A 21,976-nucleotide genomic window follows, 5' to 3' on the forward strand; every position below is an offset into this window, starting at 1 on the left:
CCCCAAATCCTTACTCACGTCGCTCAACGGATGTGGAAGGCCGAGGTACGCGACACGACTGGGCAGCAAGTACAGCCGCACAGCGAGGCGGGCTACGGGGGTAAACCACAGCAACGTTGCCTCCTCCAGGCGAGGGACGCCGGACACTCTGTGGCCCGTCGCGAGGAGTCAGGGCACCTCGAAACGGTTCTACCAGCGGCCGAGCGACAATGCGCGCGCCCCGCCGGACGAGCTCTGACGGCAATCCCTGAGGAACTCAGGATCGGAGGACAAGAAGTGACAACAACAAGTGACTACGTGATCGTCGGCGGCGGATCTGCGGGCGCAGTGCTCGCGTCGAGACTGTCCGAAAACGTCGACCGCACGGTGGCGCTGCTCGAAGCTGGGTCAGACTCGCTTCCCGAGAGCGCGAGGGAGCCTGGTGAATGGCGAAACCTGCCAGGCTCCGAAGTCGACTGGGGCTACAGCACAGTCGCGCAGGAGCACGCCAACCAGCGTCAGATTGCGTATCCCCGAGGCAAGGCGGTCGGCGGATCAAGCGCGATCAACGGGATGATGCACGTTTGGCCTCAGCCCGAGGACTTCCAAGATTGGCCAGCGTCAGCTTCGGTCTCATGGCAATTCGAGGACATTCTGCCGTTTCTTCAGAAGTCGGAGACCTATATCGGCGCTGCGGGCACGGTTCGCCGCGGATCGGCTGGGCCGCTACGGGTGCAAGAGGAACCCGCGAATGCGGACACCGACGCGGCCCTCGACGCGTTCGCGTCAATCCGCAACACCTGGATCGGTCGATTCCCGCTGGCAATCGCTCATGACGTCCGCGTGACTGTCGCCGATGCGTATCTGCCCAGCAAGGTCCGAGATCGAAGCAACCTGACGCTACTAGACAACGCGACAGCGACGCGTCTCCTGTTCAACAACGCCGGCGAACGCTGCATCGGAGTTGAGTATGCGCGCGGGGGCGATACTCACGTCATCCTGGCGCGACGGGAGGTGATTCTGAGCGCCGGTGTGATCGGCACGCCGCAGCTCCTGCAAGTGTCCGGGATCGGAGACGCCGCTCTCCTAAAATCGCTACACATTCCGCTCGTTGTCGATGCACCCGAAGTTGGCCGCAATCTACGTGACCACCCCCTGTTGGTGATGGTGTACCCATCAAAGTGGCCTCTCCAACCAGCGGCGCAACGAGTGGAAGCGGGGGCGCTGATCTTCAGTAGCGAAGACGCCGCCGAACCCGACCTACAGCTTTTCGTCATGAACAACGTTGCGTCCAACGGGCAAACCGCGTTCTGTATTGGTGTATCCGTCATCAAACCGGAAAGCATCGGAACGGTGAGCATCCGAAGCGCAAACGTTGCCACGCCACCAGCCATCGACCCGAACCTCCTCGGGCAGGCGGAAGATGTGAAGCGCCTTATCGCTGGCGTTGGCCTTGTCCGGGGCCTAGCCACCAATACCGCCTTAGCTCGGTACATGATGTTCGAGGCCGTGCCAGGCCTTCAAGCGGACACCGACTCCGATCTCGAACATCGCATTCGGGAGGCGGTCGGGTTCTACTGGCATGGGGTCGGAACTGCTCGGATGGGGGAGGACGCCTCGGCGGTCGTGGACGCGGAGCTTCGCGTTCGAGGTGTCGCGGGTCTCCGTGTGGCCGATGCCGCAGTGATGCCAACCATCGTCCGCGCGAACACGAACGCGACAGTCCTCGCAATCGCGGAACGCGCGGCGAAGTTCATAGCAGCGGCCCAGTGAAAGCGGGTCAGCTCGCCACGTCATACGGCAACCCCCCCCCCCCGAAATCTGCTGCGCGGGACGGTCTCGGTAGGTAGTGGCAACCGATGAGCCCCGGGCGCTACCTCGATGAAGTGCGCTCGGCAGCTCGCGAGCACTGCCGGGTTGCCGCGGATGAGGATGCCCCGCCGACGACGGCGATTCTCCACCCGAGGATGACCCGGGCGGGGACACGCTGTGACCGGTAACCGCCAATAGCGTCGTCCGCGCGGTGGTTCGCCGCGGAAGCGGAAGCAAGGAGACACCCGTGCCGGACGACGCAGGTCATGACGAGCGGATCGCGCTCGTATTTCAGCACCTCCCCGAAGTCCCCAGCTTCGATCTGAGGAGCGACACGATCTCGCCCTGGCAGGCGCTTTCGCTGCCGCAGATGTCCGGGAAGTACGGCGTCACGGGAGGACAGGACATCTCTCCGCAGCTGAGTTGGGATGGAGCTCCTCCGTCGACGAAAAGCTTCGCTGTAACAGTCTTCGACCCAGACGCTGCAACGTTGTCCGGCTTCTGGCACTGGGCCGTCGCGAACATTCCGGCAACCGTGAGATCACTACCGACTGGAGCGGGTGATCCCAGAGGCACCGGGTTGCCACCCGGCTCGATTCAACTGCGCGGCGACACTGGCGATGCGCACTTCATCGGAGCCGCGCCAGCAGTTGGCAGTGGCGTCCACCGATACGTGATTACCGTGCACGCGCTCAACGTCGACCGGATCGAACTGCCGGACGGAGCTTCGCCGGGCTACCTCGGCTTCAACATGGCGGCGAACACTGTCGGTCGCGCAACGCTGGTCGCCACGGCATCTCTGTGACGCGCCAGCCCGAGACTCGCGGGCTCTCAAGGACTCGCACGACCGGGCAAGCCCATTCGGTGGTGCTGCGGAAGTTCACCGCAGGGTGAGGGCGCTTGCGCAGACCCGGAGCAGGATCAAAAGCCAACACGCGAACAGCTTGATGAACGCACCTAACCATCATCAGAACAGGGCCCGACTGGACACCCACGATCGGGCGCCGAGAGCGAAGTTGCGAAATCTCGGCCTTCAACCCATTGTGATGAGCACGAAAATGAATGGAACTGCATTGAACGGACTCACTAATTCGGACGTAGGTTTCGGTGAAGGCGCATCGGCCGCGTTGCTCGGAGCGTTTGCGGCAATGGCCGACGCGCTCCCTCAGGGAAGGCATGTTGCGGGTGTGGTTGAGACAATCTTCACCGGTGCAGATCTTCGTACGATGAACGGGCTGCACCCGACTCCTGACGCGGCGATCGCCGACATACTCAGCGCGGCGGGTGCGCTTGAGGACGGCAAGAAGTGGTCGATCATGAGTGTCGAAAGCGCGACGACTGAGGCCATCCGTGATGCCGCCGCCAGCTTCGACGCAGTCGCTGACACCACGACGACGTATGTGCGACCACTCGCCGCAGCTGATGTCGTCCAGTTCGGCACCGAGTTCGACATCCGTGAAGTGGCATCGCGCGAAGCAGCGAACGATTTCGAAGTGGTCCTCGGTGACGCGTTCGGCGCGGGGCGAAGCTTAGGAGCCCCCTTCGTAGACGAAGCCGTTCTTGCGTCGGTCGGGGCCAGAGCGATTGTGGCGTATAGGCGCGGGGTTCCGGTAGCCACAGGCATGTCGATCCTTGACGATCTCGGCTTCCTAGGCATTTTCGCGATCGGAGTCAGCCCCAAGGTGCAGCGGCAAGGACTCGGTGCTGCCGTCACGGCGCAGCTCCTCAAGGAGGGTCAACGCGATGGTGCACATACCGCGTACCTGCAGTCCAGCGCGGCGGGCCTGTCCGTTTATCGACGACTGGGTTTCGCCGCAGCCGCCGATGGCATCACCTACTTCTTCCCGTCGGACGGTAAGTAGAGCGCGCGGTCAGTGATGGCAGGAAACGAACTACGTGCAGCAGCCGTGTAACTTAGTAGTCCGGACAGGGAGGCGATCACCTGGTCTCTGGGCGCGACCGTCCGCGGGTGAGTTGCGGGCTCGCAACCGACCAACAGTTGAGAGTGCTGGAGCACAATGGCCAGTCGGTTATAACTCGCCATCTCGCCGTCTTTTGCGTGACGACGAGATGAGTTCCGCCTGCCCACTGGCACTAGGCGCTACGGGCCGTACTGGTGCTTGGGGCGTGGCAGGGCATGATCGCCGGAACGGGGAGCCCTCGCGTCCATCTTCTCGTTCGTGACGGCGTCTGTAGTCAACGTCGTATTCAGATTGCTTCAGGGTGCAGATGAGCCGGCGCAGAACGTCCGGAGCGTTGGTCTGATCAGGACGCTTGCACGTCACCAGCGATATCTGTCCCCACGGTCAAACGGCCTAGAATGCTCTCCAGCTCAGCACGGACGGCCACTGCTTGAGCATCATTGCGTTCGTCTTCGATCATCGCGAGACCGCGTTTCGCGTCGTGGTAAGCCTCGATGGTCAGTCCGGCGCCCAGCCGCGCTTCGGAGCGTTGTCGCAACGCCCGCACCGCACCGATGTCCCAAGCCATCTCAGAAGCTACGGCGAAGCCGTCCCCCGCGGCGGCCTCGGCCTCATCCCACCGCTCGAGCGCAATGGCACTCTTCGAAATCTCCTCAAGCGCCACCACCCGAGTGAATCCAGTGCCGGGATCTGACGACGACGCGGGAAGTTCCGCCAGCACGACCCGGAACGCTTCGATAGCTTCTTCATGGCGACTGAGCAGATGAAGAGCCGCTCCGTACATCGATCGGCATTGCAGGAGCGCGTCCCGGTTGCCCGTTCTTAAGTGGCCGGCGACGGCGGCCTCAATGTGAGGGAGCGCCTCCTCGGGGCGCCGAAGGACAAGAAGCGCCCAAGCCACGTGATATTCAGCTTCGGCGACGACCGCTTCCTTGCCAGAGCGAAGCGCTTCCGCCTGCCCCTCCAAAGCGACATCCAGGGCGGCTTCGCGATCACCGCGTTCCATCAGAGCCGCCCACGTTCTGCGTCCCAGGAGCCGGGACGCGGCGGCTGAATCCTGTTGCGATTTCGCCGCGTCGACGGCGTGCCCGAAGAGGTCCCACCAGTGGCCCCAGGCAGGCCAGAGGTTCGAGAACCACTGCAAGGCATCGGCAACCTCGACGACTGTGGTGTGGCGTTGCTCCGTGAACGCCGCTTCGAACGCTGGCCACCAGTGGTCCACTTCAGCTGTGATCCACGCACGTGCCGACGCCGAATCAGGGAACTCGGCCTTTGCTGGTCCGGCTGGTGAGAACCACCCGGCGGCGGCTCGTAGTCGGGCAAGGACGACGCTTCGCAGCAGCTCTCGTCGAGCAGTGATCGCGTCGCTTCCCTCGGCTATGACGAGCTGCTCGAGCGCGAAGACGCGCAGGAGGTCGTGGACGCGGTACCGGTTGCCTCCGCGGGGTTCGACAAGCCCGAGTTCGACAAGCTCTTCAAGCGAGTCTTCGGTGTCAGCTGCCGCATCTCCTCGGGAAGCCGCGGTGCCCAGTGGCGCGGTCGCTATATCGGCGCCGAACGTCGCCCCGTCTATGACCGCAAGAGCGCGGAACTGCCGTGCTACGTTTGCTTCCAGGTCACGGTAAGAGACTGCGAACGCGGCTTCAACAGACACATCGTGGTGCGCCAACATGCGAAGGCGACGCTCCTCGGCGCGCATCGCCGCGACGAAATCGCTGGCAGTGTCGCCCGACGCTGCAATGCGACTCCCTGCGACGCGCAGCGCCAGCGGTACGCCCGAGCACAACGACGCGAGGTCACGAAGATTGTCGCTGCTGCCCTCGGATGGGACAATACGCGCGAGCAGCCCTACGCTCTCGTCAATCGGCATCGGCTCCACCGCGACTCGGAGTGTTGCGTCCAGTCCGCTGAGGAGGCGGCGCGAAGTCACGACGACCGGCCCTCGACCGGGAGCGTCGAGCACTGGCCGGACCTGTGCCTCGTTGTGGGCGTCATCGAGGATTACGGCTGGTGCCTGCTCGGCGCATAGCTGCTGCCATCGAGACATCGCAGCAGCCAGGGTCGGTGGTGGATCCTCCGCCCCGTTCGTTGCGAGGAAGATGAGCCGCTGGAGCACGTTGAGGGACTGGACCGGCGCCGACGACTGCGCCGCGAGATCCACGAACAACGTCTCCCGACGATCATCACGAAACGCTTCAAGGGCGATCGTGGACTTCCCGATCCCCGGGCCACCCGTGATCATGACTAGCGCCGCGGGTTCAGCGAGCAGGTGGTCGCCAACGGCTCCTGTCTCGCCGGCACGCCCGGTGAAGTCCGCAAGCGGCAGCGGTTCCTTGGAGACGCCCCCTACTCCAACCCCGCGACCCATCCTGAGGAGCACTGATCGATCGCTCTGGGATGCGTCGAGGGCCTGGGCGAGCGCCTCAAGGGTGGGCCGTTGCGGGCGACGGGCGACTCCGCGTTCGATGTCACCAATGGTTCGCACGCCGACGCCAGCTGCGGCTGCGAGGTCCGCGATCGTGAGGCCCGCGCTGCGACGAAGCTGCCTCAGCAGCTCAAATCCATTCGGTGCGTCCACCCGGTTCCCCGTTCCTGCCTGTGTTCTGCCTGGTGTGCACCTGGCGTCGCTGATGTCCTAGGAATCAATGATCCAGCACCACGAAGCAGCGGTGCACCGGGACGGTGGGAGTGAAGGACAATGGCGGCAACGAAACCATCTCCGCTGGGCGAGTACCTGCGCGCCCGCCGAGCAATTCTCCAGCCCCGGGACGTCGGAGTCGTGAGCCTTACCGCTCGCCGTGTGCCCGGCCTGCGACGTGACGAGGTCGCGCGTCTCGCCGGCATCAGTCAGGAGTATTACCTCCGCCTTGAGCAGGGCCGCGACCGTCAACCCTCCGAGCAGGTCGTCACGGCGCTAGGGCGGGCACTGCGGCTCGACCCCGCAGGTGTTGAGCACATGGGCCGCCTTGCGCAGATGCGGCACGGGGATCTGCCGCGAAGGCTTCCTCCAGAACTGGAGGCACAGTTGGACGCGGGCCTCGGGGTGATGCTCAACCAATGGACTAACACGCCGACCTACATCATGGACGGTAACCAGGATGTTGTCATCGTGAACCCCTTGGCTAGCGCGATGAGCGGAGGTGGCCTCGCCTCCGGCGTCAACATCCCGCTGACAGTCTTTTCGGACGCCGCGCGCGCCGCGTTCGAGGACTGGGAGGAGACCGCGGAACGCACGGTCGCGACTCTCCGTTTCAACAGCGATCCCGAGGACGTGAGACTGCAGGAAATCGTCGGCACGCTCTCGATTCGCGATCCCGAGTTCCGTCGCCTGTGGGCCAGGCATGATGCTCGACCGCATCACATCGGTGAGATCCGCCAGTACGTGGACGGCCACGGGTTCGTCAGCCTCCAATGCCAGACCTTGCTCGTTCCCGGGCCTCGACGCCACGTGCTCGTCGCCTTCCACGCTGCGCCGGGGACACCGGGCAACGATGCACTTGAGACGCTGAGAGCGGAGCTTGCCCGGAATGAAAGCGTCAGGGAAGAGTCTCGTTCCCTGACTGGAACGCCAGAAGTAGCGTGATGATCTCTTCCCGGAGTTCTCGGAAGCGGCCCGGTAAGCCGGCTTCCGGAAGCACGCTGAGTGCACGCTCGAAGTCATGCTGAGCATCCACGGGGTGTCCCATGCTTCGGAGGACAACACCGCGGGTGCGCAGCACTTGGGCGAGGGCATGGTCGGATGCTCCATTCGCTATGGTGAGGGCTACGTCGAGCACAGTGAGTGCGTCAGTTGAGTGACCGGCCGCCACCAGCGATCGTGCGAGTTCATCTCTGGCCAGGGCGCGTGCGTACCGCGCGCGACGGTCTACCGCATCGTCGTGCTCTTCGAGCGCTGTGACTGTGGCGCGAAGCATCTCCACGGATGCCTCATATTGACCGAGACGGCGCAGTACCAGCCCGACGAGGCCGCGAGCCTGGTACACGAATACCGGCTCGGACGGCGGATGGGCGTCGAAGGCATCCATGGCGGCACGTGCGTGTGCAAGAGCCTGAGCGTGCGCACCAGCTTCGGTCAGGGCCCATCCGACGTGGTAGTGCCCCCAAGCAAGCACGTCTGGTCGTTCGGAACGTTGTGCGAAGTCGAGAGCGTCTTGTGCATGTTTGATCGCCAAATCGTGGTTCACCAACTCAACATGCGCCGCCCAAGCGAGTTGCCCGGCAACTTCGGACTGGACCGCAACGTCCCCTGTGACAGCGGCGGAGTGAGCGGCGAGCTGGTCGAGGTCGTACCAGTGCCCCCAGTCAGGCCAGAGGTTCGCAACCCATTGCAGGGTTTTAGCGAGCACGATCACGCGGTGGTCCTCGCCCGCCGCAGCGGCTGACTGCACCGCCGGCCACCAATGATCAACTTCGACCACTAGCCACTCCAGCGCGTCACTATGCGAGACGGATGACTGCGGCACGGGGCCGAGCTGGTGCCAGACGAACGCCGCTGCAACCGCCTGAAGCTGGTCCAACAAGGCGTTCCTCAGACGTAAGCGAACGGTCGACGCCACCTCAGGGTCATCCTCCAAACGACGCACGGCGAAGAGCCGAATGAGGTCATGCATGCGGTACCGGTCTCCGCCGCGCTGCTCGAGCAGGCCGAGCTCGACAAGATCCTCGAGACGTTGCTCGACGTCCGTGACCTCCCAGTAGTCAGCACCAGCAACGATCTCCGCGGTGAAGCTCACGCCATCTACCGCAGCGATCGCCCGGAACACGGCCGACGTCTCCGCGTCGAGGTCTTGGTAGGAAAGAGCAATCGCCGACGCAACGGACAAGTCACCAGCGACCAACAGCGCAAGACGCCGTTCCTCAAGCCGCAAACGCGCGACAAGATCGCCTGCCGATGTGGCGGGCCGACTGGCAACCCTGTTGCCAGCGACTCGGAGGGCCAGCGGGAGCCCCCTGCAGAGCGAAGCAAGCTCACGAACTGCTTCATCGGTGCGCTGCCACTCCGGAACTATCTTTCGGAGCAGCTGCTCTCCGTCTGCGTCGCCCAGTGGCAGAAGCGGAAGACGTTTTGCGGCCAGCCCTCCGAGGCTCCGCCGCGATGTGAGCACCAGCGCGAGTCCCTCGCCGGCAAGGAGCGGACGAACTTGCTCTTCGCCGCTGACGTTGTCCAGATGCACAAGCATCGAAGCAGCCCTGCACACTTTGGCCCACCGGTCGACCGCAGCAGAAAGAGTGCCCGGCGGGTCCCCTGAGTCGCACTGTCGAAGCAGTCGTTGAACAACCTCAAGGGCTGTTGCAGAGGGACGGCCCTGCCCGGCGAGGTCCGCGTACAGCCGCCGTCGCCCCTGCTCGCCCTGGTGCGCTGCTTCCACCGCAAGCGTTGTCTTTCCCACCCCCGGAGGACCGCTCACAACTACCGTCACCGTCTGCCGGCTTGGCTCGATGAAGGCAACCAGCCGCCGCAGTTCATCCGTCCGACCGACTAGATCACCAACGCGGGGAGGAGCAACGTCGGCGGCGCCCACGTCAGGGAACGGAGTTGGATCCGATGATGTGGTCTTCAGTAGCGGAGCTCTGAGCCAGTCACGCTCAACCGAACCCACTTCCAACGCCGCGATTAAAGCGTCCACGGTCTTCGGGTGGGGCTGCCTGCTCCGGCCGCGCTCGATATCGCTGATCCCTCGAACACTCACCCCCGAACGTTCGGAGAGCATCTCGATCGTCATCCCCGCAGAGACGCGAAGGGACCGGAGACGCTCAGCAAGGGTTGCTTCCATCGCACGCTCCAAGCTCGTCCCACTGCGCCGGGCTGTCATCATCTCGCAGACGCCTCCAATTGGCGAGCCGAGGGTCGAAATCAGATCATGGGCGGACCTTCCGAAGAAAGGGCGACGTGGTCAGTGAGGATGTCTGTGCTCGCTGCTTCACCTCTGATTGTTGACCTGCAACGTGCCGCCCACCGGAGCGCCCGGAGGCGGCGCCTCGCTGCCTTAGTGCGGGCAAGCAGGGAAGACGGGTGCATCCTTCGCCGAGATGCCACGCTCACGAAAGGGGTAGGGCGGGGGACACGATGCCGTCAACACGCGGCTATACCGTCATAGGCACTGGACGCCGCGAACATCCGATCGCGACAGCGTACCGGTGTACCAGGAACAGAAAGTGGGCCCCTCATGTCTGCAGTGAGCGATCGGCTAGTCGCGCTTGGAATCGTCATGCCGACGCAAGCGGCAGCACCGGCGGGAACATACGTGCCTGCGGTGATCAGTGGCAATTACGTCTACACGGCAGGGCAACTGCCGTATGTCGGCGGTGTGCTTACGGCGACCGGCAAAGTGGGCACCGAGATCACAGTGCAGGATGCAGCAGCGTACGCCCGCGTCGCTGCCGTCAACGCTCTCGCCGCAGTTGAAGCCGCGTTGGGATCGCTCGACCGTGTTCGACGCATCGTCAAGGTCGTCGGTTTCGTCGCCTCCGACCCGGGCTTTTTCGGCCAACCAGAAGTACTTGACGGAGCCTCGGACCTGCTCGGAGCAGTCTTCGGCGACGCGGGAACTCATGCCCGGAGCGCGGTCGGCGTCGCGGTTCTCCCACTGAACGCGCCCGTCGAGGTTGAACTGGTCGTGGAATTCAGCTAGCCCTGCCGACGACGTGAAGACGCGGGCGACGAGACAATCAGCGGTACCGGGACCAGCTCGACGTTGAGCGCTGCCGTCGGAGACGGGTCGGACGAGCGACAAGGTCGTTCTGTCCTTCGAAGGAGTGCGTCGGAGGGGTTAGCGTGCGGAGCGGAACGTGTTCCGGTAGCGGGACGGCGTTGTTCCGACCGACGCCGACAGGTGTCGCCGAAGCGATGCGGCGCCGGCGTACCCGACTTCCCCCGCAATTGCCTCGATGTCCAGTGCGGTGGTCTCGAGGAGCTCCCTGGCCAGCCCGAGCCGTTGCTGGGTGATCCAGCGGCGAGGCGTCACCCCTGTCTCGCCAAGGAAGCGCCGCGCAAACGTCCGCTCGCTCATGTGCGCGTGGCCCGCGAGGGTGCGAATCGTCAGCGGGTCGCGGAGCCGGGCGAGGGCCCAATCCCTGGTCGAGGACGTCGACTGGTCGCTCGAGTTCGCGACCGGACGTTCAATGAACTGGGCCTGTCCGCCGTCCCGGTGCGGCGCGACGACGCACCGCCGGGCCGCGGCGTTGGCTAGCTCCGGGCCGTTGTCCTCGCGGATGAGGTGGAGGCAGAGGTCGATCCCGGCCGCGGCGCCCGCTGAGGTGTGGATTCGTCCGTCGGAGGTGAAGAGCACGTCCTCATTGAGCTCGATACCCGGGAACCACTCCCGGAAGAGCGGCGCGCACTGCCAGTGCGTCGTCGCCCGCCGGTCGTCGAGCATCCCCGCGGCCGCGAGCGTGAAACCGCCGGTGCAGATCGAGACCACCCGGGCACCGTGCCGGATCGTCCCCAGTACCGCCCGGACGTCGTCGGGGAGCTCACGGCGGAGGGAGTACGGCTCCACCGGCGCGATGACGACGGTGTCCGCGGTCGCGAGCGCTTCCGGCCCGACCGACGGTGTGACATCGAACCCGGCGTTCGTCCGGATGGGGCCGCCGTCCGGCGTACAGAGCACCACATCGTACGCGTCGTCGGCTGCCCCGAACACTCGCGACGGCATGCCGAGTTCGAACGGGTAGGCGCCGTTCTGCGCTAGGACGACCACGCGGTGGGCCGGGGCGGAGGACATGGCAGAATCGTATCGGAACATGACGGGATGGTCATTGGGTACCGGATCGCGGCTTCCTAACGTTGGCTGCATGACCACGACAATGTTCGCGATGACGCAGGACCGCCTCGGCGGACCCGAGGTACTGCACGGAGCCGAAGTTCCCCGCCCAACACCGGGGGTCGGTGAGGTACTCGTGCAGGTCCGGGCCGCCGGCGTCAATCCTGCCGACCAGATGTACCGGCAGGTGGGAGCTTTTGGGGCGCAGCCGCCGTTCACCCTCGGATGGGATGTCTCCGGCGTCGTCAGCGCGATCGGACCCGGCGTGACGATCCTCGAGCCCGGCGACGAGGTCTTCGGCCTGTTGCCGTTCCCGAAGGGTGCCGGAGCATACGCCGAGTATGTAATCGCACCGACGCGGGCTCTGCTGCGCAAGCCGGACGCGCTCACCCACGTCGAGGCCGGTGCTCTGCCGCTCGCCGGGCTCACCGCCTGGCAGGCCCTCGTCGAAACTGCACACGTCGGTGCCGGCACGCGAGTGCTCGTGACCGGCGCAACCGGCGGGGTTGGGCACCTTGCGATCCAGATCGCCGCGGCACTCGGGGCCGAAATCACCGCGCTCGCCTCAACGGCTAACGTCGACGCGGCCCGCGCCTACGGAGCGACGCGGGTGGTGGACTACCGGACGACCGACGTCGCAAGCACGGTGTCCGACCTCGACGTCGTGATCGACGTCCTCGGCGGCGACTTCACCACCACCGCAGTAAGCATGGTCCGCCCCGGCGGCACCGTCGTCACGATGATCCCGCAGATCACACCCGCGACGGTCGCCGCTGCCGCCGAGCGCGGCGTCCGCCTGCACGGACTGCTTGTCGAGGCCGACCGCCTCGGCTTGGGCGAACTCGTCCGGCTCGTCGAGACAGGTCAGCTGCGCCCCACGGTGGCAGCGACGTACCCCCTTGCAGACGCCGCGAGCGCACACCGCGACGGCGGCAGCTTCGGCAAGACCGTCCTCCTGCCCTGACCACCACTGATTGAGGGAACGTGATGTCCACCACCAGCAACACCGAACTCGTCACCACCTTTTACACCCGCGCCTTCAACAGCGGGGAACCGGAGGCCGCTGCGGCCGACGCGATCGGCGATCGTTACGTGCAGCACAACCCCGTCGCACCAGACGGGGTCCCGGCCTTCGTCGCCTACGTGCACTCGATGCGCGAGCGATTCCCGGAACTGCACCTCGACGTCAAGCGCGCCGTCGCCGAGGGCGACTTCGTTGTGACGCATAGCGCGTTCCACCTCACCCCGGGCGACCGGGGCATGGCCGTCGCCGACGTCTGGCGCTTGGAAGACGGCAAAATCGTCGAACACTGGGACGTGATGCAGCAGGTGCCGGAGCAGGCAGCCAACACGAACACCATGTTCTGATCGTGTCCTCGACCCGACCGCGGCTCAGTGGCCTCGCGCCACCTCAAGGTCCCAGTGTCGGACATGCCGTGCTCGCCCACTCCGAGCTCACGGTCCCGTCGATACCTCCGGCGCGTATGCCTGCACCGAACCACGGACGTAGGGTGACCCGCCACCCCATATCCATCCGTCTCAAGAGCGGATCGTTCAACGGAACGACGGGAGTTCGTGGCACGTCAAGGCGATGCCGGGCGGGAACCGTTCGGTGGGGCAGGCGTTTCGGGTCCGCGCATCCCACGGACGAGAAGGCCTGAGTCCCCCCTTCCGACTTCGCTGGGTGGGTACACCGACTCCGTCCAGACCCACGATACGGACGGTCACCTCGCCGGCGATAGGGGAACGACGCCCGATTACGTGAAGCCGCACGCACGACGGAGCCCTTCGCGCCGAAGCAGCCGATTGGCTTCGTTGAGATGTGCTCGTTCCACGTTCGCTGCCCAGCTGGGCAAAAGACTCGCCGTGCACACTATGTCAGTACAAATAAGCCCTGGGAATGGCTGGCTGGGTGCGCTCCACTCAATGGGTCGTCGTGCGGATCAGGTGCGACGAACGGGAGTCGGTCTGTGTTCGGGTCACAGATCGGCCCCCTTCTCGCTCGAACGAGAGCGGCACCTCGCAGCTGGATGAGGGAGCCGCGAGGGGCCGCGCAATCACCTGAAACCTGTCGGCTACGACAGAGTCTGTGGGTCGGTGGTCGGTGCCACTGTGCGACCGCTGGTCGCTCGGAGGCGCAACTTTCCACGGGCCATGCCGGACGCGAAGCGAGTGAGGGTCGTGCGGTGGTGAGGCTCGGATGACTTCCGGCTGCACTGACCTGCCTGGCTACGGGGCAGTGCGGTGGACGGCGCAAGAACTGCTGTTACCCGACGGCAGCGTGTTCGCAACCGTCCTGGACAACGCGACGGACACCAATGGGTCGCCGCTTACCGAGGACGGGCGGAGCGAGCTCATATTCTGGGAAAGCATGATCGCGTAACCGCAACACCGCGCCAGTACCTCGTCCGGTGACCGATCCTTCTCCGTGCACCGTCTGTCTCGGTTACTTGCGAGATCGGTCGTTGCGCGACGACGAGAAGAGCCAGCCTGCGAGCAGCATCACGCTGCCCACAAACGTGAAGATGACGCCGACTGCCAGGTTCTGTCAACTTTACAATCACCGACACGCACCGCCGCCGCTACGGCGACGCCACGGTCGCCAAGCTCTGTGCCGCTGGTCTCCTCAAGCAGGAGCGCCGCTTCACTGGTGAACTCACCGGTCGGCTCGAAGCCGCCGGCTACGACCGACTCAATGACGCCGCCACCGGTTGGGGCTGGGACGTCGTCCTACCCGACTCAGCCGTCGAGCCGAGCGCTGACCGCGGCCCGAGTCTGGCGCGGTTGGACCCCGCCCTTTTCCGCGACGCACGTGAAGCGAAGGCTTCAAACTGGTCCGACGAGTATGCGGCGACGATCTTCGACCGTCGTGATGCCCTCGAACGAGACGGCTTCCACGGCATCGAAGACGCCCCGGAGGAGTGGCTGTGGGCGCCCGGCGGGCGAAGCTGAGCTGACTTGTCGCGGTCCTGGTCGGCGCCGAGGTCGGTCATGATCGAGGGTCAGAGGCCCCGAGACATCAAGGATGTTCCCGCGTGCCGCGGTGATGCCGTCCAGGTCGTGCCTCGAGGGCAGACGCTGCGTGCTGGAGCCGTCGCTGCCGGCACAGGGGCTACGAGTTGCGGGCCGGCACGGAGGGTGTTCCTCTTAGGGGCTTCTACTGCCTGCACCGCGTCGGCATGCTTCTTTGAGCGGTCCCTGCAACCACGGGGCGAGGGCGTCAACTTCGTGGGCTAGCGATGGCTGTGTGAACTGTTCCAGAGGCGATGCAACGGACGGAGACTGGATGTCGAGCGCGATCGTCATCACAGAGTTTGGTGGCCCAGAGGTGCTGCAGTGGCGTGAGGTGAAAACGCCACGGGCGCAACCGGGAGAGGTCCTCATCCGCGTGAAGGCTGCGGCAGTTGGCCCGACCGATCTTCGAATCCGCACCGGTAATCTCACCGCTGTGTTCCCTCAGCGCCCGGGCGACGTGTTGGGTTTCGAAGCGTCCGGGGTTGTCGAGGCGGTCGGCGAGGGAGCGAACGCTAACGTCGGCGACGAGGTCGCCGCGCTCTTGCCTTCTCAGGGTGGGTACGGCGAGCTTGTCGCCACTAACGTCTGGTACTCAAAGGCCGCCTCGGTGAGTTGGGCTGCAGCCGCGGCGCTACCTGCATCGGCCGACGCGGCAGTGGGAACTCTCCGCCAGATTCGCGCGGTGCGCGGGGACACGCTTGTCGTCCTCGGCGCCGTCGGCGCGGTCGGGTTGATCGTTACGCAACTAGCGGCACTGCAGGGCATTCGGGTCATTGGCGCGGCAAGAAAACGAGACGCCGGGCTGGTCCAGGACGTCGGAGGCGAATTCGTCGAGTACGGCAGCGGAGTCTTCGACCGGATTGGCTCCCACGTCGACGCCGTCATCGCTGCAGCGGGCCATGGGGAACTGTTAGAAGCAGTGGCAGCAACCCGAGACCCGAGCAGAGTGGTTACCCTCACCGGAGGACCCGACGTCGCGACTTCTGGGGCACTCTTGTCGCATCCGAGCCCGAACCGCGCTCCCGATGCGCTGGCTACCACCATGCCGTTACTCGCCACCGGAGAGCTCCGTCTGAAACAGAGTCGTACTCTCCCCATCGGAGAAGCGGCCGAAGCTCACCGCCTCCTCGAATCGGGCCAGACCAGCGACAAGATCGTGCTCTCCTTCGATTGAAAGCACGAGCGCCCGGCCGCTCGCGTGACGGGGTACTCCTACGTTGATCGGCCGTCATCATGCGGATCGCGGGAGACGGCCTCCGCGGCGTCGAAACCAGTTGGCAAGTAGTCGGAGCAATCAAGGTCGCTGCAGAAAAACACCGCGCGCGCCAAACGACGCTGAGTTCGCAGGCGCCGAACTGAGGGCGTTGGGGCGATCCGTCTTGTCTGAATGAAGGCAGCCTGCCCCTGTTCGGGGCAGGCTGCCCGGGCTGACAAAACCTACGCTCTGGGTCCGTCCCACCACCGATCGGAGACCTGATGCCCACCGTCCAGTTCACCCGCGAGTCGCCCGCCGTCGGGCGGATCACCTTCTCGAACCCTCCGGTCGGGCTCGTTACCGGAAGCGCCGTGCGAGGCTTGATTGACATCGTCAACAGCCTCGCGTCCGACGCCCAGTTGAAGGTGGTCGTGTTCGACAGCGCCGTCGAAGGCTTCTTTCTCAACCACTTCGATTTGACACACCTCGACGAGTTTCCCGGCGGTCCCGCTTGGACGGATCTCGTGGTGTCACTGTCCAAGACGCCGTACGTCACCATCGCGCTGATTCGCGGTCGCACTCGAGGCGGGGGCAACGAGTTGGCGCTCGCATTGGACCTTCGTTACGCCAGCCGGGAGCAGGCACGCTTTGGGCAGCCCGAAGTCGGCACAGCCTTGGTCCCAGGTGGCGGCGGAACTGAGCGCCTTCCCCGCCAAGTAGGTCGCGATCGTGCGTTAGAGGCGATTCTGACGAGCGCCGACTACGACGCTGGGACGGCCGAGCGGTGGGGGTGGGTCACCCGGGCACTCAACGACGAGAAACTTGACGAGTACGTCGCAAGCGTTGTGGAACGGCTGTCGTCCTTCGACAGAACGGCGCTCGCTACCGCGAAAGCCATGGTGAACCGGTCGGCGCTGCCCTCCAAGTCTGACCTCCAATCGGCGTACGAGGCCTTCGAACAGCTCACATCCTCCGCGGCGTTCAAGGCCCGAGCGACCGGCGGCGCTACGCCCGCCCTCACGCCGGAGCAACTCGTCGCCTTCGAACTTGATCTCGGGGACTTCATCGGCCGCGCTGCACAGCAACGGGCCGCAGCAGGTTCAAACGCGACCGAGAACGGGTAGCCAAAGGGGCCCGCCCTCGTCGCCTGGGGTTCGCAACCTACCTCTGCGACTTCAGCGCAGAAGCCAGCTCCGCGACGAAGGGTCGGCCGCGCTCCCACGACATTGTCCTTCGCCAATCATCTGCAGGAGAAACCGTGGTTTATCACGACCTCATCGTCCTCGGTGCAGGCCCCGGCGGCTACGTTGCCGCCATCCGTGTCGCCCAACTCGGATCAAACGTCGCCATCATCGAGAAACAGTATTGGGGAGGAGAATGTCTGAACATCGGACGCGTTCCCGCGAAAGCACTCATTCGAAACGCGGAAATCGCTCACATAGTGACAACCGAAGCGGCGGCATATGGTATTGCCGGCGCGGTAGCCGTTGATTACGGCGTCGCATTCGACCAAAGCAGAGAAGTGAGTGACGCAAGGAGTGATCGGGCTAGAGTTCGCCTACATTCTCGGCAGCTACGGAGTGAAGGTGACCGTCGTTGAATCTGCTGACCGGCCGCTTCCGAGCGAAGATGTCGACGTCTCCAACGAAGTCAGCCGCCAGATGCGCAAGCTCAAATGTGTGGTCCGACTCAGGTGCGATGCCAGTCTGCAGGTCCGGGGCTCTCAATCGGGCAGGTTCCACCGAAGGTCGTACCCGGTGTCGGCAAGGAACCACAACCGATTCCGAACCTCCTCGAGGGCGGCCGCGTCGTCTTCACTGCGGGTGTCGGCGCGGAGGAGTGTGTTGGCGGTGATGATGTCGTCGGTGCGGTCTCGGTAGCCGGCGGCGGTCGCGGTGGCGAAGACGGTTGGGTCGGCCGGGAGGAGGAGCTCGGTCCCGGCCAGGTCCTCATCTTCGGGCTCGAATCCGAGGCCCTTCATATCGATTTCGTTCGCTGCGAAGGCGACGAGCCGGTACGGCGTCGTCTTACCGACCGTGATCGCCGGGTAACCAGGGCGGCTCGAGATCCCCCGCCCGGAGATCAGACAGCCGGCGCCGATGAGCCGCTCTGCCTGCTCCGGGAGCGGTAGGTCCGTCCGCCACCGCGTGCGGATGCCGCCTGGGCCTGGGTAGCAGGCGATGCTCCAGTCGACGAGGCCGCCGACTTTCCGGGATTCCCATCCGATGCGGGTGCGGTGCACCCGTTTCCCGAGCCGGGCGAGGGCATCGTCCACCTGGCCGGGCGTGAGGTTCCCGCGGTTGACGAGCTCGTCGAATTTGGCGCCGTTGATGGCGAGCATCCGGGCGACGGCGAAGGTGATGTAGATCGGGGCGGCGTCCTTCCACCGGTCGTGGACACCGAGGACCTGTTTCCCGTTGACCCAAACTCGTCGGCGGTCGACGTCGACGAGCAGTACCGTCTCGGTTTGTTCCGCGAGTGCAATCTGCATTTGCATCACGGTGCGCGGGGCGAGCAGGAGCAACTCTGCGGGGGTGTCTGGTTCGCCGCGTGGGTTCCGGGTCGATGTTGGGAGGCGGGCTCGGCGTCCGTCGGCGAGGCGGATCGTGTCGTGCGACTCGACGACTGCGTGCAGGCCGGCGAGTTTGAGGACGGCGAGGGCGTCGGTGAGGTCCGCGGTGTCCCCGAGCCCGTAGGGGAGGGTGATCTGCGGGCGTCCGGCGTAGGCGTCGGCGACCCATTGCAGTGCGGGCCCCATCAGCGGCGCTCTTCGGGGGTGTCGGGTCGGATGAGGGCGATGATCCAGCGGGCTTCGGTGAGGAACGGCTCCCACCCGTCGCGGGTGTCGCCGTGTGCTGGTTCGCAGCGGTAGCCGCCGTCGCTGTCGGTGCTCGTGACGATGACTTGCCGGAGCTCGGAGTCCGGTGGGTCGCGGAAGTACATGTGTCCGTGGGTGCCGGCCATGTCGAACGCGACAGTGAGGAGGAACAGCTCTGGTCGGGTGGTCACCAGCGCCACCGCCGTCCGCGGAACAGGGCGATGACGGTGGCGAGGGGCCGGCCTTGCTGCATCCAGGTCAACGGTGTCAGGGGTACGTCGTCGACGCTGAGGAACTGCCGGGGTGTGGTCATGAACTCGGTGATCGCTGCCGCGTCGAGGAGCGGCTGCGGGGCAGCTGCGAAGAGCACATCGAGGCCGGGCAGGAGACTGGATGGGTCGCCGAACTCGGGGAGGGCGGGCTGGACGATCTGCCAGTCGGGGATGCGTTCTTCGCCGTCGAGGTCGAAGCTGGTCAGCCGGTTCGACCCGAACAGTTCCCCGACCTCGTCGATGCTGATCTGCAGCGCTGTGGCGGCTTCCGCTTCGGTGAGGGTCGTGTCGAGCAGGTGCCGTCGGATGCGTGCCTGCGTGGCCTGCCACCATTCCTCGGGCACGTCCGCACCATCAGCAGAAGCGCCGCCGGGTTCGCGGGGGATTTGTCGACCTTGGTCGGTGTACGCCTGGAGCTGGTCGATGCTGATCTCACCCCGGGCGTACATCCACAACTGGCCTTGCCAGGGCATGTCGTCCGGGAATCCTTCGAGGTAGCCGGAGTGGATGACGGCGCGGACCGTCTTCTCCCGCTTCGCGATCTCGGACGCTGGGATGAGGAGGGTCTGGACGATCCGGTTCGCTTCCCGCGTGGCGGGGGCGGTCAGGTCGGTGAGGCGCCGCCGGTTCCGGTCGACGAGCTCGTAGCCGGGTTCGTTGTCGCTGGGTTCGATCATGATCCGCGCCATCGACGCGTCCGGATGCTCGGTGTCCTCGAGGAGGACATGCCCCCACAGGATCCGGTCGTTCGAGAGGTGCAGGGAAACCAAACGCATCATCAGCGAGTACCTCCAAGAAGTCGGGACGGGAGCGTGCGGGTTAGGGTGCGGGGTCAGCTCGTCGGTGGGGTGGGTCGGGTTCGGCCGATGCGTTCCGGCTGCTCGGTGAGGATGAACCGCATCAGGCGGTCCGTTTCCGCCATCGCCGCCTCCGACACGTCGCTCCCGGATGGGTCGGTGGTGGTGAGGCGGAACCATGGCGTCTCGTCCGAGTGGTCGATGAGAACTGTCGCCCAGGGCCCATCGGGGTCGTTGGCGTCGGTGAAGATGGCGGCGCCGAAGAACCGGGCGTCGTCGAACGCCAACGTCAGGGACACCAACTGCAACACCACGGCTCGCTTCGCGATCGGTTCGTTGGTCATTGGACGTGTATCCAGCGGAGGTCGTGGGCAGTGTCGGCGCGGAAGTGCAGCAGCTCCCGCAGCCCGTTCACCGCATCCGTGTGCGCGTCCGTGTACCCGTCCTGCCAGATCACGGACGCGGTGATGAAGTCGTCCGTGCAGCAGCCGAGGTTCGGCGGGGACAGGATCGTCGTGTCCTGTGGGATCAGGACCTTCACGGTCGCTTCGTCCGCGCTGGCGGGTTCGTAGCCGAGTGCGGCCATGTCGGGATGGGTGGCGAAGAATGCCGTCAACCGGTTCGGCGGCACCTCAGCCCATGACTGGTGGGCTGCCCACCGGTCCGACATCACCCCGCCCCGTCCGATGAGCTCATCCGCCTGCTCGTCGAGGGTCGCGGCGCGCTTCCAGCAGGTCCGGACACCGCCCGCACCCGGATACGCCGCAAGGACCCAGTCCGCGAGACCGGACCGGTCTCGGGCTTCCCACCCGAGGGGTGTGTGGACCACGTGCTCACCGAGCACCAGCAGCGCCGCGCGGACATGCTCCACCGGGAGCCCGGTGTGCGCTGCGATCTCGTTGGTACCACCGCCGTCGACGGTGATGGTGCGGGCGATGGCGAACACGTTCCGCCAGCCCGGCGTCGCGTCCCGCTGCATCGACGACCCGGACACCTGCCGGCCGTCCGCCCACACGCGTTGCCGTTTCCCATTCACCACCACCAGGTCCGGATACCGCCGCGCCAGTGACAACACCCCTCCCTCTGAACCGCCCGGCAAGACGATCAGATCCGCGTCGCGACTGTCCGGAGTGCCGTCGGTGATGGTGGTCGTTGGGTCCGGTGACGACAGGAAACCGGTCCGACCGTCCTCGAACCGGAGCCGGTCAAACGTCTCCACTGTGGCGGGCATACCGGCCGCGGCTAGCGCCGTCAGCGTCTCAGTGATGTCGATCGTCCACCCGAGCCCGAACGGCAACGACAGAATCGTCTGCTCGTGTCGGATGTCCTGCACCCACTGCCGGTCAAGCATCGGCATCGGCTTCCGGCGCTTCGGCGATGCGCTGCAAGCCCAGACCGGAGGCGTCGAGGATCGCATCCTCACTTTCGGTCGTCGCGACCCACGAGCCGATCAACGCGTTCGTCGCGACAAGTACCCCGATGCGGCTGCGCGCGTCGAGGACGACCGCGTCAACCTCGTGTTCGGAGCAGTCGCTGCTGAGTTCCGGCTTCGACGGATGCAGGGCCGGGAAGTCGAGGCGCTGCACCGGGGGATGCCACTGCACGCCGACGCGGAGCACACGTCCGTCTTCGTCGTTGCGGTAGAACAGCGCCCCGAAGGGATGACCCATGTCGAGGGTCAAGTCAGCGCCGTAGAGCGTCCACCCAGAAGCCGCGTACGCGGGATCCCAGCGTTGAACGACAAGGGCGCCAACGCCCATCTTCAACCCCGGGACCAGCGCCTGCCCGTCGTGTACCTCGGCGTAGAGCTCCTGCATTCCGGCCGGCAACTCGTCGTGGATCGATGCGAATGGGATGTGGGCCAGATCGCGGATAGTGGCGAGTCGATTCGCGCGAAGGCTCGACGCTTCGTTGTCCTGAGTCCCCGAGTTCGTTGCCGGAGACCCAGCATTGTGTTGACTGTCGGTCATGACGGTGTCTCCTCGTCGTCGTTCTCGGTGCCGGAATGCACTGATCCGGTCCTACTGTGGCTGCGTAGCGTCGTGAGCTCCGGACGGAAGGCGGCGAACGAACGCCGTCCCAGCTGATGGCAACGAGACGACCGGTCATGACGTCGAGACACCAAAGCACCGGCTCAGCGACAAACTTGTCGCCTGAGACCCACAGGTCATCGTTGTCGGTCAACGTGTTGGCCATCGGTCCTTCTCTCGTGCGGCCGGACGACGTCCGCCAGGCAACTTCACGGAGCGAATCGAGCCCCTCCCTCACAATCTGGCGGCAGGGGATGCCGTTCATAGTAAGGAACGGCGCTGGTCGCGTCCAGAGTTTTTTTTGGACGGAACGGGCGCGAGTATGGCTAGGAAGACCGTTCGCGGCTTGAATCGGTCCACCTGGTCCACCTGG

19 protein-coding genes and 1 pseudogene are annotated in these 21,976 nt (G+C 65.3%); 11 read left to right on the plus strand and 9 right to left on the minus strand.

Going from position 1 to position 21,976, the window contains the following annotated elements; genetic code table 11:
- Positions 1 to 297 precede the first annotated feature (297 nt).
- The 3 genes from BIU96_RS15025 to BIU96_RS15035 all read left to right on the plus strand — a co-directional run bounded on the left by BIU96_RS15025 (position 298) and on the right by BIU96_RS15035 (position 3,653).
- The gene (locus BIU96_RS15025; RefSeq protein ID WP_175477573.1) at positions 298 to 1,752 is read left to right on the plus strand and encodes a GMC family oxidoreductase; all 1,455 of its coding nucleotides are present in this window, start codon (positions 298 to 300) and stop codon (positions 1,750 to 1,752) included.
- Between the two features lie 286 nt (positions 1,753 to 2,038).
- Entirely contained in the window at positions 2,039 to 2,596 is a 558-nt protein-coding gene (locus tag BIU96_RS15030) for a YbhB/YbcL family Raf kinase inhibitor-like protein (RefSeq protein ID WP_254786172.1), read from the plus strand.
- A 241-nt stretch (positions 2,597 to 2,837) separates the two neighbouring features.
- A complete protein-coding gene (locus tag BIU96_RS15035; RefSeq protein WP_175477574.1) occupies positions 2,838 to 3,653 on the plus strand; it encodes a GNAT family N-acetyltransferase in 816 nt (271 codons plus the stop codon).
- 403 nt (positions 3,654 to 4,056) lie between these two features.
- Here the strand turns inward: BIU96_RS15035 and BIU96_RS15040 are convergent, their stop codons facing one another.
- Complete coding sequence (locus tag BIU96_RS15040; RefSeq protein ID WP_083402963.1) at positions 4,057 to 6,291, minus strand: helix-turn-helix domain-containing protein; 2,235 nt, start codon at positions 6,289 to 6,291, stop codon at positions 4,057 to 4,059.
- Positions 6,292 to 6,411: 120 nt separating this feature from the next.
- On the opposite strand from BIU96_RS15040, the gene BIU96_RS15045 reads away from it, so the two are divergent.
- On the plus strand, positions 6,412 to 7,296 hold the full coding sequence (locus BIU96_RS15045; RefSeq protein ID WP_071293420.1) for a helix-turn-helix transcriptional regulator: 885 nt from the start codon (positions 6,412 to 6,414) through the stop codon (positions 7,294 to 7,296).
- Here the strand turns inward: BIU96_RS15045 and BIU96_RS19130 are convergent.
- On the minus strand, positions 7,250 to 9,529 hold the full coding sequence (locus tag BIU96_RS19130) for an XRE family transcriptional regulator (protein ID WP_083402964.1): 2,280 nt from the start codon (positions 9,527 to 9,529) through the stop codon (positions 7,250 to 7,252). The two genes, BIU96_RS15045 and BIU96_RS19130, sit on opposite strands and share 47 nt — an antisense overlap.
- A 351-nt stretch (positions 9,530 to 9,880) precedes the next feature.
- Between BIU96_RS19130 and BIU96_RS19135 the strand changes: the two genes are divergently transcribed.
- Positions 9,881 to 10,345, plus strand: a complete 465-nt coding sequence (locus BIU96_RS19135; RefSeq protein ID WP_083402965.1) for a RidA family protein — start codon at positions 9,881 to 9,883, stop codon at positions 10,343 to 10,345.
- A 138-nt stretch (positions 10,346 to 10,483) separates the two neighbouring features.
- Here the strand turns inward: BIU96_RS19135 and BIU96_RS15060 are convergent, their stop codons facing one another.
- The gene (locus tag BIU96_RS15060) at positions 10,484 to 11,509 is read right to left on the minus strand and encodes a GlxA family transcriptional regulator (RefSeq protein ID WP_254786192.1); all 1,026 of its coding nucleotides are present in this window, start codon (positions 11,507 to 11,509) and stop codon (positions 10,484 to 10,486) included.
- On the opposite strand from BIU96_RS15060, the gene BIU96_RS15065 reads away from it, so the two are divergent.
- The 6 genes and pseudogenes from BIU96_RS15065 to BIU96_RS20310 all read left to right on the plus strand — a co-directional run.
- Positions 11,508 to 12,440 (plus strand): NADP-dependent oxidoreductase, encoded by a 933-nt coding sequence (locus BIU96_RS15065; RefSeq protein ID WP_071293424.1) that lies wholly within the window; start codon positions 11,508 to 11,510, stop codon positions 12,438 to 12,440. The two genes, BIU96_RS15060 and BIU96_RS15065, sit on opposite strands and share 2 nt — an antisense overlap.
- Positions 12,441 to 12,463: 23 nt before the next feature.
- The gene (locus BIU96_RS15070; protein ID WP_071293425.1) at positions 12,464 to 12,844 is read left to right on the plus strand and encodes a nuclear transport factor 2 family protein; all 381 of its coding nucleotides are present in this window, start codon (positions 12,464 to 12,466) and stop codon (positions 12,842 to 12,844) included.
- A 1,918-nt stretch (positions 12,845 to 14,762) separates the two neighbouring features.
- On the plus strand, positions 14,763 to 15,665 hold the full coding sequence (locus tag BIU96_RS15080) for a zinc-binding dehydrogenase (protein ID WP_071293427.1): 903 nt from the start codon (positions 14,763 to 14,765) through the stop codon (positions 15,663 to 15,665).
- 302 nt (positions 15,666 to 15,967) lie between these two features.
- A complete protein-coding gene (locus BIU96_RS15085; protein WP_071293428.1) occupies positions 15,968 to 16,810 on the plus strand; it encodes an enoyl-CoA hydratase/isomerase family protein in 843 nt (280 codons plus the stop codon).
- 134 nt (positions 16,811 to 16,944) lie between these two features.
- Complete coding sequence (locus BIU96_RS20305; RefSeq protein WP_254786174.1) at positions 16,945 to 17,286, plus strand: FAD-dependent oxidoreductase; 342 nt, start codon at positions 16,945 to 16,947, stop codon at positions 17,284 to 17,286.
- Positions 17,273 to 17,353, plus strand: a pseudogene (locus BIU96_RS20310) (hypothetical protein); the annotation flags it as partial. The gene BIU96_RS20305 and the pseudogene BIU96_RS20310, both read left to right, overlap by 14 nt.
- 56 nt (positions 17,354 to 17,409) lie before the next feature.
- On the opposite strand, the gene BIU96_RS20315 reads toward BIU96_RS20310, so the two are convergent.
- From BIU96_RS20315 to BIU96_RS15115, 6 genes are all read right to left on the minus strand, one after another.
- Positions 17,410 to 18,177 carry a hypothetical protein gene (locus BIU96_RS20315; protein ID WP_254786175.1) on the minus strand — a complete coding sequence of 256 codons (768 nt, stop codon included), beginning with the start codon at positions 18,175 to 18,177 and terminating at the stop codon, positions 17,410 to 17,412.
- Positions 18,178 to 18,443: 266 nt separating this feature from the next.
- Positions 18,444 to 18,695, minus strand: a complete 252-nt coding sequence (locus BIU96_RS15095) for a hypothetical protein (RefSeq protein WP_139200076.1) — start codon at positions 18,693 to 18,695, stop codon at positions 18,444 to 18,446.
- Positions 18,692 to 19,555, minus strand: a complete 864-nt coding sequence (locus BIU96_RS15100; protein ID WP_139200077.1) for a hypothetical protein — start codon at positions 19,553 to 19,555, stop codon at positions 18,692 to 18,694. Before BIU96_RS15100 ends, BIU96_RS15095 begins: the two co-directional genes overlap by 4 nt.
- A gap of 53 nt (positions 19,556 to 19,608) precedes the next feature.
- Positions 19,609 to 19,917 (minus strand): hypothetical protein, encoded by a 309-nt coding sequence (locus BIU96_RS15105; RefSeq protein WP_071293432.1) that lies wholly within the window; start codon positions 19,915 to 19,917, stop codon positions 19,609 to 19,611.
- A complete protein-coding gene (locus BIU96_RS15110) occupies positions 19,914 to 20,924 on the minus strand; it encodes a hypothetical protein (protein WP_139200078.1) in 1,011 nt (336 codons plus the stop codon). The genes BIU96_RS15105 and BIU96_RS15110 overlap by 4 nt, the downstream gene beginning before the upstream one ends.
- Positions 20,917 to 21,543, minus strand: a complete 627-nt coding sequence (locus tag BIU96_RS15115; protein ID WP_139200079.1) for a hypothetical protein — start codon at positions 21,541 to 21,543, stop codon at positions 20,917 to 20,919. The genes BIU96_RS15110 and BIU96_RS15115 overlap by 8 nt, the downstream gene beginning before the upstream one ends.
- Between the last annotated feature and the right edge of the window lie 433 nt (positions 21,544 to 21,976).

Source organism: Curtobacterium sp. MCBA15_008, assembly GCF_001865065.1.
In the GTDB taxonomy this organism is placed as follows: Bacteria; Actinomycetota; Actinomycetes; order Actinomycetales; family Microbacteriaceae; genus Curtobacterium.